The sequence below is a fragment of the Salibacterium sp. K-3 genome, from assembly GCF_054052005.1.
This window is the reverse complement of record NZ_JBSVZE010000003.1, coordinates 116,685-130,784: the sequence shown is the minus strand read 5'-3', so window position 1 is coordinate 130,784 and position 14,100 is coordinate 116,685. Positions and strand designations below refer to the sequence as shown.

General features: G+C 48.7%; 14 protein-coding genes. 9 read left to right on the top strand and 5 right to left on the bottom strand.

The genetic code is table 11. The features are described from left to right. Window positions 1-128 precede the first annotated feature (128 nt). From ACW9JV_RS16275 to ACW9JV_RS16250, 6 genes are all read left to right on the top strand, one after another. Window positions 129-1,802: a ribulokinase gene (locus ACW9JV_RS16275; protein WP_457336346.1), complete on the top strand. Its 1,674-nt coding sequence runs from the start codon at window positions 129-131 to the stop codon at window positions 1,800-1,802. Window positions 1,803-1,877: 75 nt separating this feature from the next. Next, window positions 1,878-2,072 (top strand): DUF4083 family protein, encoded by a 195-nt coding sequence (locus ACW9JV_RS16270; protein ID WP_457336344.1) that lies wholly within the window; start codon window positions 1,878-1,880, stop codon window positions 2,070-2,072. 54 nt (window positions 2,073-2,126) lie between these two features. Further along, entirely contained in the window at window positions 2,127-2,501 is a 375-nt protein-coding gene (locus tag ACW9JV_RS16265) for a fluoride efflux transporter FluC (RefSeq protein WP_457336342.1), read from the top strand. Beyond that, complete coding sequence (crcB, locus tag ACW9JV_RS16260) at window positions 2,498-2,875, top strand: fluoride efflux transporter CrcB (RefSeq protein WP_457336340.1); 378 nt, start codon at window positions 2,498-2,500, stop codon at window positions 2,873-2,875. The genes ACW9JV_RS16265 and crcB overlap by 4 nt, the downstream gene beginning before the upstream one ends. Before the next feature lie 78 nt (window positions 2,876-2,953). Further along, the gene (dgoD, locus tag ACW9JV_RS16255; protein WP_457336338.1) at window positions 2,954-4,102 is read left to right on the top strand and encodes a galactonate dehydratase; all 1,149 of its coding nucleotides are present in this window, start codon (window positions 2,954-2,956) and stop codon (window positions 4,100-4,102) included. Window positions 4,103-4,233: 131 nt separating this feature from the next. Next, the gene (locus ACW9JV_RS16250) at window positions 4,234-4,968 is read left to right on the top strand and encodes a sulfite exporter TauE/SafE family protein (protein ID WP_457336336.1); all 735 of its coding nucleotides are present in this window, start codon (window positions 4,234-4,236) and stop codon (window positions 4,966-4,968) included. Here the strand turns inward: ACW9JV_RS16250 and ACW9JV_RS16245 are convergent. After that, on the bottom strand, window positions 4,915-5,676 hold the full coding sequence (locus tag ACW9JV_RS16245) for a YwaF family protein (RefSeq protein WP_457336334.1): 762 nt from the start codon (window positions 5,674-5,676) through the stop codon (window positions 4,915-4,917). The genes ACW9JV_RS16250 and ACW9JV_RS16245 overlap by 54 nt on opposite strands. Before the next feature lie 149 nt (window positions 5,677-5,825). On the opposite strand from ACW9JV_RS16245, the gene ACW9JV_RS16240 reads away from it, so the two are divergent. Next, on the top strand, window positions 5,826-6,887 hold the full coding sequence (locus ACW9JV_RS16240; RefSeq protein ID WP_457336332.1) for an FUSC family protein: 1,062 nt from the start codon (window positions 5,826-5,828) through the stop codon (window positions 6,885-6,887). 23 nt (window positions 6,888-6,910) lie between these two features. Here the strand turns inward: ACW9JV_RS16240 and ACW9JV_RS16235 are convergent, their stop codons facing one another. Together ACW9JV_RS16235 and ACW9JV_RS16230 are read right to left on the bottom strand one after the other, a co-directional pair. Further along, the gene (locus ACW9JV_RS16235; RefSeq protein WP_457336330.1) at window positions 6,911-8,581 is read right to left on the bottom strand and encodes an N-acetylmuramoyl-L-alanine amidase; all 1,671 of its coding nucleotides are present in this window, start codon (window positions 8,579-8,581) and stop codon (window positions 6,911-6,913) included. 207 nt (window positions 8,582-8,788) lie between these two features. After that, window positions 8,789-10,225: an alanine/glycine:cation symporter family protein gene (locus ACW9JV_RS16230; protein WP_457337225.1), complete on the bottom strand. Its 1,437-nt coding sequence runs from the start codon at window positions 10,223-10,225 to the stop codon at window positions 8,789-8,791. A 174-nt stretch (window positions 10,226-10,399) separates the two neighbouring features. Here ACW9JV_RS16230 and tlp point away from each other — a divergent pair, with 174 nt between their 5' ends. Next, a complete protein-coding gene (tlp, locus tag ACW9JV_RS16225; RefSeq protein ID WP_457336328.1) occupies window positions 10,400-10,621 on the top strand; it encodes a small acid-soluble spore protein Tlp in 222 nt (73 codons plus the stop codon). A gap of 20 nt (window positions 10,622-10,641) precedes the next feature. Here tlp and ACW9JV_RS16220 read toward each other — a convergent pair whose 3' ends face one another. Then, window positions 10,642-11,523: a Cof-type HAD-IIB family hydrolase gene (locus ACW9JV_RS16220; protein ID WP_457336326.1), complete on the bottom strand. Its 882-nt coding sequence runs from the start codon at window positions 11,521-11,523 to the stop codon at window positions 10,642-10,644. 156 nt (window positions 11,524-11,679) lie between these two features. On the opposite strand from ACW9JV_RS16220, the gene ACW9JV_RS16215 reads away from it, so the two are divergent. Then, a complete protein-coding gene (locus ACW9JV_RS16215) occupies window positions 11,680-13,257 on the top strand; it encodes a flotillin family protein (RefSeq protein WP_457336324.1) in 1,578 nt (525 codons plus the stop codon). A gap of 207 nt (window positions 13,258-13,464) precedes the next feature. Here ACW9JV_RS16215 and ACW9JV_RS16210 read toward each other — a convergent pair whose 3' ends face one another. After that, window positions 13,465-14,088, bottom strand: a complete 624-nt coding sequence (locus tag ACW9JV_RS16210) for a uracil-DNA glycosylase (protein ID WP_457336322.1) — start codon at window positions 14,086-14,088, stop codon at window positions 13,465-13,467. Between the last annotated feature and the right edge of the window lie 12 nt (window positions 14,089-14,100).

The following is a 14,100-nucleotide window of genomic DNA, read 5'->3' as shown; positions in this document are numbered from 1 at the left end:
AAATTTTTCATTTCATGGGGTTTCCAAAGATTAATATTGTTTAATATTGTTATTATTACGATTATTATTTAAAATATTATATAGTTGTACGTACATGATTGTGAATGTGTAGTCAGGAGGGAGCGGAAATGAGTAAATACACGATTGGAATTGATTTTGGAACATTATCCGGCCGCGCGGTCGTCGTTGATACGGAAGACGGAGCAGAACTGGCGGCAGCGGCATCGGATTACCCGCATGGAGTTCTGGATGAGGAACTGCCGCAGCAGATTAAGCTGGGAGAGGACTGGGCGCTGCAGCACCCGCAGGACTATATGCATGTTCTCCAGACAGCCGTACCTGAAGCAGTAAAGCAGTCCGGAGTTTCAAAAGAGGATATTATAGGTATTTCCATTGACTTCACGGCTTGTACGATGCTTCCTGTAAGCGCTGACAATGTTCCGTTATGTCTGGAGGAGAAATGGAAGGACAACCCGCACAGCTGGGTGAAACTCTGGAAGCATCATGCCGCCCAGCCGCAGGCGAACCGGCTGAATGACGTTCTGGAACAGAAACGTCCGGATATTCTCGCACGCTACGGCGGTAAGCTTTCTTCTGAGTGGATGATCGCTAAAGTGATGCAGATTGTGGAAGAATCCCCGGAGGTTTATGAAACAGCGGATCAGTTTCTGGAAGCCGCGGACTGGGTGACCTCCCAATTAACCGGTGTTATCCGGAAAAACAGCTGTACTGCCGGGTACAAAGCAATCTGGCATAAGCGGGAAGGGTATCTTGACCGGGACACGTTAAAAGCATTGTCGCCGAAGATGGAAGACTTATATGAAACGAAGCTTAGGGGAGAGATTCATCCGCAGGGGGCCAAAGCAGGAGAACTGACACCGGAAATGGCAGAAGTGACGGGCCTTCCGGAAGGAACAGCAGTAGCTGTCGGCAATGTTGACGCCCATGTGAGTGTCCCGGCGATGGGTGTCACCGAAGAACGAAAAATGGTCATGTCGATGGGGACTTCCATCTGCCATATTCTACTCGGAAAAGAAGAACATACTGTAGAAGGAATGTGCGGTGTGGTGGAAGACGGAGTCATCCCGGGTTATTTCGGCTATGAAGCGGGACAGTCCGCAGTTGGCGACATTTTCTCCTGGTTTGTGGAACACTTCATTCCAAAAGATTATGAACAGGAGGCACGGGAGAAAGGACAGTCCCTTCACGAACTGCTCGAGGAAAAGGCATCGAAACTGGAGCCGGGGGAAACCGGACTGGTTGCGCTTGACTGGATGAACGGCAACCGCTCCGTCCTGGTGGACACGGATTTAACCGGCATGATTCTTGGTATGACGCTCAGCACCAGGCCGGAAGATGTGTACCGCGCATTAATTGAAGCGACCGCTTTTGGAACGTATAAAATCGTAAAAAGTTTCACCGGGCAGGGAGTGCCGATTGATGCATTGTATGCCAACGGTGGTTTGTCTTACAAAAATAAAATGCTGATGCAGATTTACAGCGATGTCACCAATAAGCCGATTTATATCGCAGAAAGCACGGAACTTCCGGCAGTCGGTTCCGCTATGTTTGCATCAGTGGCCGCCGGGTCGAAAAAAGGCGGGTATGACACCATTCAGGAGGCAGCACATCAGATGGCGCGTCTGAAGCCGGATCCGGTTCTTCCGGATTCAAAAAGGCATGAGATGTACCAGGAGCTGTATGAGGAATATGAACGTCTCCACGATTACTTCGGGCGCGGAGACAACGATGTCATGAAACGGTTGAAACAGCTGAAAAGCGGAGCATTTGCCACCGTGTAGAAGAGAGAGGCGGACGCCCTCTCTTTTTTTATATGATAAAATGAAAATGGATATTTTTTGAAAGGAGAATGAGGGATGCCGGAAGCTGTTTATTGGGGAGATGTTGTTTTTTCACTGATTACGCTCTTGGTTGTGATTACTATTATTGTGCTCGTTATTTTTTTACTGGTGAATGTCGTTTCAAAGAGAAAGAGTGAAACAAGAGAAATGAATCAAAAACTGGATCGGATTATTTCTCTTCTTGAACAAGATGATGGTTTTCGGAAATAAGCAGAAAGAGTATGATAGACGTATCAATATACGGTGAAATGATGGTGGGGATGAATGAAAAATGTCTTTGCAGTAGGAGCGGGTGGAGCCATCGGCACCGGCCTGCGTTATATAGTCAACCAACAGATACCGGTGGATTTCCCGGCGGGGACTTTGATTGAAAACGTAACAGGGAGTCTGCTTCTCGGGCTGTTGTCCGGCTGGTTTGTTGTCCGGGCCCCCCGCGGCTGGGTAAAAGCCGGACTCGGTGTCGGTTTGTGCGGAGGTTATACGACGTTCTCCACATTTGCTGCGGACACGGTCGGACTGCTGAACGGGCAGATGATCATCCCTGCAGCAGCATACGTGTCCGGCACCCTGTTTCTCGGTATCACGGCAGCCATGATTGGTTTCAGAGCCGGGCAGAAAGCAGGAGGAGAGCGGCCATGACAGTTTTTTGTTTAGCAGCGGGTGGGGCACTCGGCGCTGTCTGCCGTTATCTATTAGGACAATATTTCACGCGTTTTCAGAAACAGGTTCCGTTTCCTATCAGCATGCTGCTTGTCAATATCATAGGCTCTCTCGGCCTCGGCCTTTTTTTTGGATTACGCTATCAGGGAGTTTTGGAGGGAGCATACACCGATCCGTGGTATTTGTTTGCAGGAATTGGATTTTTCGGAGCGTTTACGACATTTTCCACGTTCAGTATGGAAGCTTTTCAGCTGCTGGAACAGAGAAAATATCGTGCTCTTTTCTCTTATACAGGGGTGTCGACTGCCGGGGCTTTTCTTTGTTTCATTTTAGGATGGTGGATAGGAGGATGAACAGAAGGAAGAAGATACGTGGACGGTGTTAGTGCAGTCGTTGGACGGGGCTCATTACGGAACGAAAGGGAGATAGATATGAAAATTACAGGATATGAGTTGTTTCAGGTGCCGCCAAGATGGTTGTTTCTGAAAATAGAAACAAATGAGGGAATCACCGGATGGGGAGAACCGGTCATAGAAGGACGTGCGCATACGGTGAAAGCGGCGGTGGAGGAATTGATGGAGTATATGGAAGAGAAAAATCCGCTCCGCATTGAAGATCATTGGAATATGCTGTACCGGTCCGGCTTTTACCGGGGCGGACCGATATTGATGAGTGCGCTTGCGGGTATTGACCAGGCGCTGTGGGATATCAAAGGAAAATACTACAACGCCCCGGTTTACGATCTGCTGGGAGGTGCCTGCAGGGATACGATCCGGGTTTATTCCTGGATCGGCGGGGACCGTCCCTCCGATGTAGGCGCGGCAGCAAAAGAGGCGGCGGATACCGGGTTTACGGCGATCAAGATGAACGGCACAGAAGAACTGCAGTATATTGATTCCTATGAAAAAATCGACGCCGTTACGGAACGGGTTGCAGCTGTCCGGGCAGCTGTCGGCAAAAGTGTCGGGATCGGCATTGATTTTCACGGCAGAGTACATAAGCCGATGGCGAAAGTGCTGGCAAAAGAACTGGAACCTTATCGTCCCATGTTTCTGGAGGAGCCGGTCGTGCCAGAAAATAATGAAGCCCTCCGTGACATAGCCGGCCATACCCATATTCCGATTGCGACAGGGGAGAGAATGTTTTCCCGGTGGGATTTTAAACCGCTCCTCGAAAACGGGTACGTCGATGTGATCCAGCCGGATCTTTCCCACGCCGGCGGGATTACGGAAACGAAGAAAATTGCATCAATGGCCGAAGCTTATGATGTGGCCATTGCTCCGCACTGCCCGCTCGGCCCGATTGCACTGGCTTCCTGCCTGCATGTCGATGCGACCGCACATAATGCCTTTATCCAGGAGCAGAGTCTTGGTATTCATTACAATAAAGAAAATGATCTGCTGGACTATATCAAAGACCGCAGTGTCTTTGATTATGAAAACGGTCATGTGACTATTCCGCAGGGACCGGGTCTTGGTATTGAGGTGGATGAAGCGTATGTAAGGGAGCGTGCAGCCGAAGGCCACAACTGGAAGAACCCCGTCTGGCGCCATGCCGACGGCAGTATTGCAGAATGGTAATAAAGCTTCCGCTGGGCTTGGCTCAGCGGAAGTTTCTCTTTCGCTCGGAAAACAGGATTTTCGTTGAGGTTAATGATACAATGAACAAGGCAGCATGATGATACGGAAATGAAGAAGGGTTTGGAACAAATATGTTTATTGAAATAATGGTGATTATTGCTGTATTACTTATTGCAAGTTTCATTCAGGGAGTGAGCGGTTTCGGATTCGGCCTTTTTGCGATGAGCTTTCTGCCGTTTATGTTTTCCGTAAAAGACAGCACTCTGCTTGTCATGGCGCTGGCCATGGTTACGTGTTTGACGATCTTTCTGAAAGTATATCACCACGTGGATTTCCGGCGGCTGGCATTACTGCTCATTGCGGCAATTGCCGGCAGAATCGGTGCTTATTTTGTTCTTCATCATTTCGGAGAAATGGATGAAATGAAAAAAGCGCTCGGGATTGTGTTAATCGCGATGGTCTTTTTTATTTTGTTCCAGAAAAACCCGGAGACGGATAAACGCAGGGATCATCCTGTACTTCCGTTGGGAATGGGCTTGATCGGCGGATTTATCGGTGGAGTTTTTGTTGTCGGCGGTCCTTTTTTTGTGTTCTATTTTCTCATGGTTTGTAAGGATAAATACGAGTATACAGCCAACATCCAGGCCGTCTTTTTAGTAACAGGCATCCTCACTCTTGTGATGCATGGTTTCAGCGGGGATATACATTGGAACCTGCTTCTGTATTTCAGTATCGGGATAATCAGTGTCATTGTTGGTTCCAGAATCGGTATGAACTGGTTCAAACGGTTGTCCCAGGAGAATATAAGAAAATTAGCCGCCATGATTGTTGCTTTGGCCGCTCTCAACCTTATTCTTTTTGCCTAGATGCGTCCCTCCTTTAAAGCCGAGAAACATTACCGTAAAGAGTAAGGGAGCTGCAATTTCAAGAGATAACAGGTAGTACGGCCAGGGCCCGAGCCAGTCAAACAGCGTGGTCTGGGCGGGTTTTTCCATGATATACATATAATTGCCGCCGGTCATGAGGTTAACAATCCACACGAGAATCATATACAGGTTCAGCACGCCCCACGTCCGGAAAATGGAAGAGGGGTAAAGATTCCTTTTTTCCACCGCAAGCATATAACAGACAACAGCAATGACAAGACCGTGAGTAAGGAAGAAATGGAAAAATCGATAATGCGGAAAGCCGTAACTCGCAAGATCCGGAGTAATAATGGTCAGAAGTGCACTCCCCGCTCCTGCAAAACATGTCATCTCGAACCATATGCGGTGGGGAGTGACCAGTGTCAGAACCGCTGTCATCCAGACAAAACTACTTAAGTGAAGCGGAAGGGAATGCGTGGCATCCCAGACTCCGTTACTGATGAAAAAAAACTGCAGGGAGAGTTCCGCCAGAATAAATAACGCAATAAAACTGCCTTTTATGTATGATTGAACCATCGGATACCGCAGCTGCTTTCGTCCAATAATGAGAAAGGCACAGAAAGCGGCAAGCAAGAGAAAGACCATAAGATGGGCCGTTCCCATCCACGTGAAGGACGGTCCGTTATGACTGAATTTCCACCACCACATACGATGACTCCTTTATTATCGTATTTCTATTTTACTACGCTTTGTCTATGAAAACGACCCCGGAAACCGAAAGCTGTGAAAGAACAGGCATGAACAGCATGTTTGAGTATGTTATGATGAAAAAAAAACGATTGAAGTGACAATGGATTATGTTGGAAAAACTCCGCCAAAAACGATTTCGATTTTTAGGAGCCAGATTAATCAAAACGGGCATTGCGGTATATGTAGCAGCACTGATCTGCAGTCTGGCCGGACTGCCGTCCGCATTTGCTGTTATTACAGCTATAGTGACGCTGGAGCCGACTGCTGCAGCTTCCATTCGAAAAGGGATCAAACGGTTTCCGGCTACGCTGATCGGGGCGGCGTTAGCGGTGACTTCCGTTTCGATTTTCGGTCATAATGCAGCTGCGTATGCCATCGCGGCTGTGTTTACAATTTATGCCTGCAACCTGCTTCATCTGGAAGTGGGAACGCTGGTGGCTACGTTAACGGCGGTTGCCATGATTCCAGGAACGGAAGGGACCTATTTTCTTTCTTTTGTGGAAAGAGCGGGGACCACGACCATCGGTTTGATCGTATCGGCGCTGGTGAATTTTTCGATACTGCATCCGCGCTTTTCGGAATTGATTGCCGACAAGAATACGACAATTATTCGGGAAATTTCAGCGGTACTGGAGAAACGGGCTCAGGAGCTTTGTGAAGACCGGCCTGCATCTAAATCCACGCGTCAGCGTTTTCAACAGCTTCAGAAACATGTCGACCGTGCCATGGATCTTGTGTATTACCAGCGGGAAGAATGGAAGTACCACCGGTACAGTGCGAAATATATCGATTTTTTTACATATGAAAACCGCCGGCTGGAAGCACTGGAGAGAATGGTTTATCACATTAACAGCCTGTTTATGCTGAAAGAAGTCGATGACACGTTCCATCAGGGAGAAAAAGAATTATGCGGTAGAGCCTTTCAGTCTATTATTTCGGTACTGCAGGATCCGGAACATGCCATTCCGACTGAACATCATGATCTTATTTCCAATGTGGATCATCACTTCTGGCATATTCAGGAAACTCATCCGGATATGATATCGTACCGGTACCATCATCAGTTTTCCAAAGAAATCGTCGTATACTACGTCATCTTATCCCTTCATGACCGTTTGGAAGATATGGAACAACTGTATGAGCGCCACCAGAAAAAGCACGGTTCCTAACGAGGAACCGTGCTTTTTTTCTGCTACCAGTTGTAATAGTTGTCAATGCCGTCAAAAATGGCGTCGGCTGCTTCATCGGGATAGCTGTCCTGTTTCATCTCTGCTGCGTCATCCGGATTGGTCAAAAACCCGAGTTCGATTAAACTGCTGGGCATGGTCGTATTTTTAATAACAACAAATCCGGCTTCTCCGACACGGCGGTCGCTCATGCCGGTCTGACTGGCCAGTTCCTGCTGGATGGATTCTGCAAGAGCGCGGCTTTCTGATCCTTTGTAGTGGTTGCTGTAAAAGGCCTCCGTTCCGTCGGCCGATTTTTTGTAAGCATTGGAATGGATGCTGATGAAGGCATCCGCATCGACGGATTCCGCCACATCGACCCGTTCGTTTAATCCGAGAAATGTATCATCGTCGCGGGTCATGACCACGTCCACGCCGGCGTCTTCCAGACGTTCCTCTACTTCGAGTGCCACATCCAGATTCACATCTTTTTCTATCAGACCGTTGCCGGAAGCACCGTTGTCATGGTCGCCGTGTCCGGCATCGATGACAATGGTCCGGTCTGTAAGTGCATCATCGCCGGGCTCTTTTTCCTGCAGATAGTAACGGTGGACATATCCTTCCCCGCTGCCGTAATCCACAAGAGCCCAGTCCTCGTCGGTATGCTCGTACACGTCAACGGTATCCCCGCTGTTCAGTTTGGTCACGACGTCACCGTCGGTACTGCCTTCTGTTCTGACATTGAGGTCATCGACAGTCACTTTGGCCACCGACACGATATCTCCTTCTACTCCTTCAGAAGGGGCATTACCCGAATCTTTTTCGGGTGGCTGCGATGAGTCTTCATCGGAGTCTGTGTTATCAGAAGTTTCTACGTAGGCCCCGTGGACATATGCCCACTCGCCTTCGTTTTCGATTTTCAGCCAGTTCCCTTCCCGGTCATAGACATCGACAGAGGCTCCGCTCTGCAGCTGTGCGACAGCTTGATGATCGGTGCCGGGACCTGTCCTGACATTTAACGGGGTATCGGCTTCCACTTCTCCTTCAAACATGATATTGTCTTCGGAAAAGTCATCTTCATCAGGGGAAGTGTTTCCGCTCGATTCAATCGTTTCTTTCATCGCTCTTGCCAGATAGGCGGAGAATTCAGCGCGTGTTGCCGGATCGTTTGGATTAAACTCTCCGTTTCCTTCCATAATGTCCTGATCGACAAGGGTTGCTATGTACTCTTCGGCCCAGAAGTCACTGTCTATGTCATCAAAGCCGCTCTCTGTTTCAGGTTCAGGAGCCTGATCAAAAAACGCTCTTGCCACAACGGCTGCGACCTGTGCTTTTTCGATGTCCCCGTTTGGATCAAAGCTCCCGTTATTCCCCTGGAAAATCTCTAATGCCGCCGCACGTTCAATGCTGCCGTACGCCCAGAAAGACGTTGACACATCAGAAAACGAGGGTGAGGATGTATTGAGCCCGTTTTCTCCAAGTGCATTTGTCATCATAATGGATGCCTGGGCTCTCGTTAGCGGCTGTTCCGGCCGGAACTCACCGGACGCATAACCGTCGGCAACCCCCTGTTCTGCCAAGTAATCAATTTCCTCTTCGGCCCAGTACCCGCTGTCTACATCCGAATAGCGGTCGGATGCTTCAGCCTGGTCCGCAGAAAAAGCGGGGACGGCAGAAATAGACAGGGCTGCTGCCATTAATGGATAGGAAAGTTTTTTATAAAAAATGACAAGATCCTCCTCTCACTTTGATCATCTGCTAATAAAAGGCAAGATTCTCCATACTATTTAACCTGAAACCAGCATACCATGGTGTGGAAAATTAGACTAGTCTATGAAAAAAAGATTCGTCGAAATTGGGAAAATACTAATAAAATAAAAAAGAAGAGATCAGGAAAGATCTCTTCACTCATTCTTATTATTGGATTGGCTTGGCTTTTTCTCCCATGCGTCCAGATTGGATAGCCCGGGAATGCTGTCTTTGTAAAAGACAGGGTCATGACCCAGATGCCGTTGTCGTTGATAATCTTCAAGAGCGGCGACTGCTGTTTTGGTCAGCATGGCAACAGCGATCAGGTTGACGAGTGCCATAGAGCCCATGAAAACATCCGCAAGATTCCAAATCAAGTCCACTTTACTGATAGAACCGAACAGCACCATGAGTAAAAAGGCAATCCGAAAGATCTGAATGTAAATAGGATTACTGGAAATAAACTCAATGTTATTGGCGCCGTAATAATAGTTGCCAAGAAGAGAGCTGAAGGCAAAGAAGAAAATGGCAACGGCTACAAACGACTGGGCCCATCCTCCGAGATGAGAATCCAGGGCGGCCTGGGTTAATTGAATTCCGTCATCTGAACCGGATGTATGAGCCCCGGCGAGCAGAATAATAAAGGCGGTGGAACTGCAGATAATCAACGTATCGGTGAACACGCCGAGTGTCTGCACAAGCCCCTGTTTCACCGGGTGGCTGACATGGGCGGTAGCAGCGGCGTTCGGTGCCGACCCCATACCAGCTTCGTTGGAGAAAAGACCACGCTGCACCCCGTTCATAATGGCTGCCCCAAGACCTCCTCCCACGATTTCACGAATACCGAATGCATTCGATAGGATCATGGTAAGAACATCCGGAAGCTGGCTGATATTCAGGACCATGATGATCACAGAGACAATGATGTAAATGATTGCAAAAAACGGGACGACAAATTCTGTGACAACCGCAATCCGGCGGATTCCACCGTAAATAATAATGCCGATCAATAAAGCGATGGCTGCTCCGACGGCCAAGCCTGGTACATTGTAAGCCCCGGTGAAAGCCTGGGAAATCGTATTGGACTGTACTCCGTTAAAAATAAGACCGAAACAGAGCATTATCAGAATCGCAAACAGCACTCCCATCCAGCGCATACCGAGTGCTTTTTCCATGTAATAGGCGGGGCCGCCCCGGTATCCGTCTTTTACTTTCACCTTATACATCTGAGCGAGCGTACTTTCGACAAATCCGGTTGCCGCGCCGAACAGAGCGATAATCCACATCCAGAAGACAGCGCCGGGGCCGCCGGCAGTAATGGCAAGTGCTACCCCGGCAAGATTGCCGGTACCGACACGTGCAGCTGTACTGATTGTAAATGCTTGAAATGGGGTTGTTCCCTTTTTCGCTTTAAAATCAGATCGGTCTGTCCCTTTAAATAAGAGAGACACCATTTCTTTGATCATCGTAAACTGTACAAACCGTGTTTTAATAGAAAAAAACAGCCCTAAAAATAATAACAATCCGACAAGAATATAGGTCCATAAAATCATGTTGCTGAAATCGACAACGTCGCCCAGCCATGTATCCATGGTCAGCCATTCGGACATAAGCTCACTCTCCTGTTTCCTAATGTTGTTCTCAAGTCTATGTAAAATATCGGTTCTCATTCTACTAAAAAGTTCGAAAAAAGTACACAACTTTGTCATAATGTTCCTTTTCATGGACATACTAAACCTGATTTCAGGTTAAGGAGGAATGCAGGAATGGCAAAGCCGGATGATCGTTCCAATAATGCGGAACGAATCGAAAACACGATCGGCCATACGCTTCAGAACCGAAATGAAGCAAGAGACTTTGAAAAAGCACACGCCGAGGAACTAAGCGAAGAAGAAAAACAGCAGATTGAAGAAAAAAATGAACGGCGTGAAGAAAGCATTGAAGGGCTTCGAGAAGAAATCAAAGATGAAGTCGAAGATAACCGGTAACGAAAAAAGAGGCGCGGCCGTTAACGAGAGCCGCGCTTTTTTTCGTGCTGTTCAAGCATTTGTGTGATGATTGCTGCCACACCGTCTTCGGCATTGGATGGAGCGGTGATGGTGCACTGCTGTTTGATTTCATTTCTGGCATTGCCCATGGCAGCACTGTATCCCGCCGTTCTCATCATCGACAGGTCATTAAAACTGTCTCCGATGGCCAATGTATCTTCCAGCGCAATTCCTTCTTTCCCCGCAGCATACTGAAGCATCTGTCCTTTCGAGGCGTTATGATGTTCCAGCTCAAAGTTATGGTCCCCGGAGGAAACAAGCGTAAGCTGCTCTTCTCCCTGAAACCGGGCCCACCCTTCGTCTCTTTTTTCCTGCAGGAAAGAGAAGGCAAGAATGTTATAGATTTCGACATGTTCCTGCCTGATGTCGGAGGCCGACGAAATAAACGCGTAACCGGACTGATTGAACTGCCTGGCCGCAGCATGTTCCAGGGTTTTCCTGTCCACAGCAGGGTTGGCCGACTCCAGCCGGTCGAGCTCAATGGATAATAGATCCCGCCCGTGATGAGGGGTGAAGATGGCACGATTCGTAAACACTTCATAATAGTAGTCGTTGTCTTCAAGCCAGGAGAGAATAGCATGGGCTTTTTCTTCCGGCATCGGTACCGATTGCTGGAGGTCCCCCTTCTCATCGTGAAATGTAGCACCGTTTGCTGCAATAACCGGCAGCGTAAGCCCGGCCTCTTCCAGAAATGTCCAGGCATCAAAGTGGGCGCGGCCGGTCGCAATAACTACTTTCACCCCATGCTGCGCGGCATCCCTGATAGCCTTTACGTTGGCCTTCGATATTTTCTGTTCTGGATTTAACAAGGTTCCATCCATATCAATGGCAGCTAATTTCATATCAAACACCTTCTTTCTATCGTTTATTTTATGACAACCTAAGTAATAATACAATTCATTGTAAGTGAATTTAAGTTAAATACGTACAAATTTTTTGAAACGTCATTTGTACGTATTCGTAAAATGCTATAGAATGCTATCAGGAGGTGTATAATAATGGAAGTTTTACAAGGGGTAGTTGGTCTGGTTATTACCGGGATCGCCCTGTTTGTTCTGTTCATTGCAGCCATTATCGGTTACATAATGTTTAAACGGAGCTACAAGACGGCAAAATCCAACGAAGCACTCATTATTACAGGGAAAAGGCTCGGGAGCGATGAAAATGTGTTCACGGATGAAACGAACGGGCGGCGCCTGAAAGTGGTACGGGGCGGCGGCGTATTCATCAAGCCGCTCTTTCAGGTCGCAGAACCTGTAGATCTCACCACATCCCAGCTTATGGTGCAGACCCCGGAAGTGTATACGTCGCAGGGCGTTCCGGTTGTTGCGGATGCGGTTGCGATGGTGAAAATCGGGAGCTCACTCGATCAGATTGCCAACTTTGCCGAACAATTTCTGGGGAAAGGGAAAGAAGACCGCGATAAGGAAATTGTCGAGGTGCTGGAAGGTCATCTGCGCTCGGCGTTGTCCTCGCTGACGGTGGAGGAAATTTACCAGAGCCGGGAACGATTCAATGAACAGCTGCAGGATGTGGCGGAAAAAGACCTGGCGAAAATGGGCTTTGAGATTACATCCTTTGCTTTAAAAGATATCCGCGATGAGAACGGCTATCTTGAAGCACTTGGGCGTCCCCGTATCGCAGAAGCGAAGAAAAACGCGGACATTGCCGAATCGAATTCCGAACGGGAAACGAGAATTCACCAGGCGCAGATGGACAAGGAAGCAGAAGAATCCGAATATCAGCATAAAACGGAAATTGCCGAAGCCCGTAAAAATAACGAAATTCAGGAAGCATCCTTTAAACAGGAAAATGAGAAAGCACGGGCCCAGGCAGATCAGGCGTATGCACTGGAAAAAAGCATTACCGACCGCCAGCTGAAAGAACAGGAAATGGACGTGCGTGCGGTCGAATTGTCCAAGCAGTCTGAACTGGAAGAAATTGAAATCCAGCGGAAAGAACGGCAGTATGAAGGGGAAGTCAAGAAAAAGGCCGACGCCGAACGCTACGCGTCCCAGCAGCAGGCAGACGCGGAAAAGTACCGCACGATTGCCGAAGCCGAAGCGCATGCAGAAACGGAACGCAAGCGCGGGGAGGCGGAAGCCCAGATTATCCGCGAAAAAGGGGCGGCCGAAGCGGAAGCCAAGGAACAGATGGCCGAAGCGATGTCCAAGTACGGCGAAGCTGCTATTCTGGAAATGATGATCAAGATGATGCCGGACTTTGCCAAAGCCGTCTCCGAGCCGCTTAATAACATTGACAGCGTGAAAGTGATTGATACCGGAAGCGGGCAGGGCGTATCCAATCTGGCCGGGAGCGTCACGAACAACATGGCGGTCATGCAGGATACGTTAAAAGAAACGACCGGCATCGACATGAAAGCACTGCTTGAAAACTTTGCCGGCGGGGAAGCAGCCGAAACCCTGACCCAGGCGGCCCAGGCTTACGGGAGAACCCAGGAAGAAAGCGCAGCTTCCGTAAATGAGGAATCGTTTTCTGAAGAAACATCATCCGGCGCAAAAGAGGATACCGCGAAACCGGAGACACCGGCTGAAGAAGAACAGAAAGAAGAATAGGAAAGAAGGAACGGACTGGAATGGTCCGTTCCTTTTTATGGATAAAAGGTGCGCGCGGATGTCTGTTATATGAAGATACTGGACACCTTGGCAGCCGTAGGCCGGAATTTGTCCAATACCCCGGAATAATAGACATATTCAGCGATATGGAATGAAAAGTGTCTACTATCTATCGGTTTGTGGACACTTTCCATCCAGAGGTGTCTCTTAACCGTCCAGATGCTCCTTCAGCGTTTCCAGGTGCCGCGTTATGTCTGTTTCAAGACTTCGTTTATAAAGGACGGCAGCCGGGTGATAAATCGGAAACAGCCGGTATTCCTTATCCGTGAACACATATGAACGCGTTTCCCAGGCTTCCAGCCGCCGGATCGGTGCAGTGAAAAGGCGGCCGGTTACTGCTGCCATCTGCGGGGGATCACCGAGGAGGCGCCAGTACGCCGTCCGACCCATCGGCACAATCAAAGGAGGCTGCACGTATTCGATTTCTGCATCGAGAATTGGAGCATGGGCGGCGATTTCTCCCTGATTCGGCGTTCGGTTATACTTCCGTTTTTCCTTTCCTTTCGGCTGCCCCCATTTATAAGGGCGGCTCCGGACAGTGCTTGTCACGTACACATCGCTGCGGGTCAGCTGCAGCTGTTCGAGAAAATGGTCAAAATATTGTCCGGCTCTGCCGCTGAACGGCCTGCCGTTATGTATCTCTGTTTCGCCGGGGGCTTCCCCGACAAACATCAGGACTGGATTCGGAGGCCCCTGACCGTAAAGAAATCCTTCGCAGGAGAAGTCTGCTATCCGCTGATTGCAGCGTTTTATTATTTCTTCCGGCACCATCAAAACGCCTCC

Coding starts and splice junctions, on each gene's coding strand:
- ACW9JV_RS16275 (WP_457336346.1), top strand. CDS start 129: ATGAGTAAATACACGATTGGAATTGATTTTGGAACATTATCCGGCCGC.
- ACW9JV_RS16270 (WP_457336344.1), top strand. CDS start 1,878: ATGCCGGAAGCTGTTTATTGGGGAGATGTTGTTTTTTCACTGATTACG.
- ACW9JV_RS16265 (WP_457336342.1), top strand. CDS start 2,127: ATGAAAAATGTCTTTGCAGTAGGAGCGGGTGGAGCCATCGGCACCGGC.
- crcB (WP_457336340.1), top strand. CDS start 2,498: ATGACAGTTTTTTGTTTAGCAGCGGGTGGGGCACTCGGCGCTGTCTGC.
- dgoD (WP_457336338.1), top strand. CDS start 2,954: ATGAAAATTACAGGATATGAGTTGTTTCAGGTGCCGCCAAGATGGTTG.
- ACW9JV_RS16250 (WP_457336336.1), top strand. CDS start 4,234: ATGTTTATTGAAATAATGGTGATTATTGCTGTATTACTTATTGCAAGT.
- ACW9JV_RS16245 (WP_457336334.1), bottom strand. CDS start 5,676: ATGTGGTGGTGGAAATTCAGTCATAACGGACCGTCCTTCACGTGGATG.
- ACW9JV_RS16240 (WP_457336332.1), top strand. CDS start 5,826: ATGTTGGAAAAACTCCGCCAAAAACGATTTCGATTTTTAGGAGCCAGA.
- ACW9JV_RS16235 (WP_457336330.1), bottom strand. CDS start 8,581: ATGGCAGCAGCCCTGTCTATTTCTGCCGTCCCCGCTTTTTCTGCGGAC.
- ACW9JV_RS16230 (WP_457337225.1), bottom strand. CDS start 10,225: ATGGATACATGGCTGGGCGACGTTGTCGATTTCAGCAACATGATTTTA.
- tlp (WP_457336328.1), top strand. CDS start 10,400: ATGGCAAAGCCGGATGATCGTTCCAATAATGCGGAACGAATCGAAAAC.
- ACW9JV_RS16220 (WP_457336326.1), bottom strand. CDS start 11,523: ATGAAATTAGCTGCCATTGATATGGATGGAACCTTGTTAAATCCAGAA.
- ACW9JV_RS16215 (WP_457336324.1), top strand. CDS start 11,680: ATGGAAGTTTTACAAGGGGTAGTTGGTCTGGTTATTACCGGGATCGCC.
- ACW9JV_RS16210 (WP_457336322.1), bottom strand. CDS start 14,088: ATGGTGCCGGAAGAAATAATAAAACGCTGCAATCAGCGGATAGCAGAC.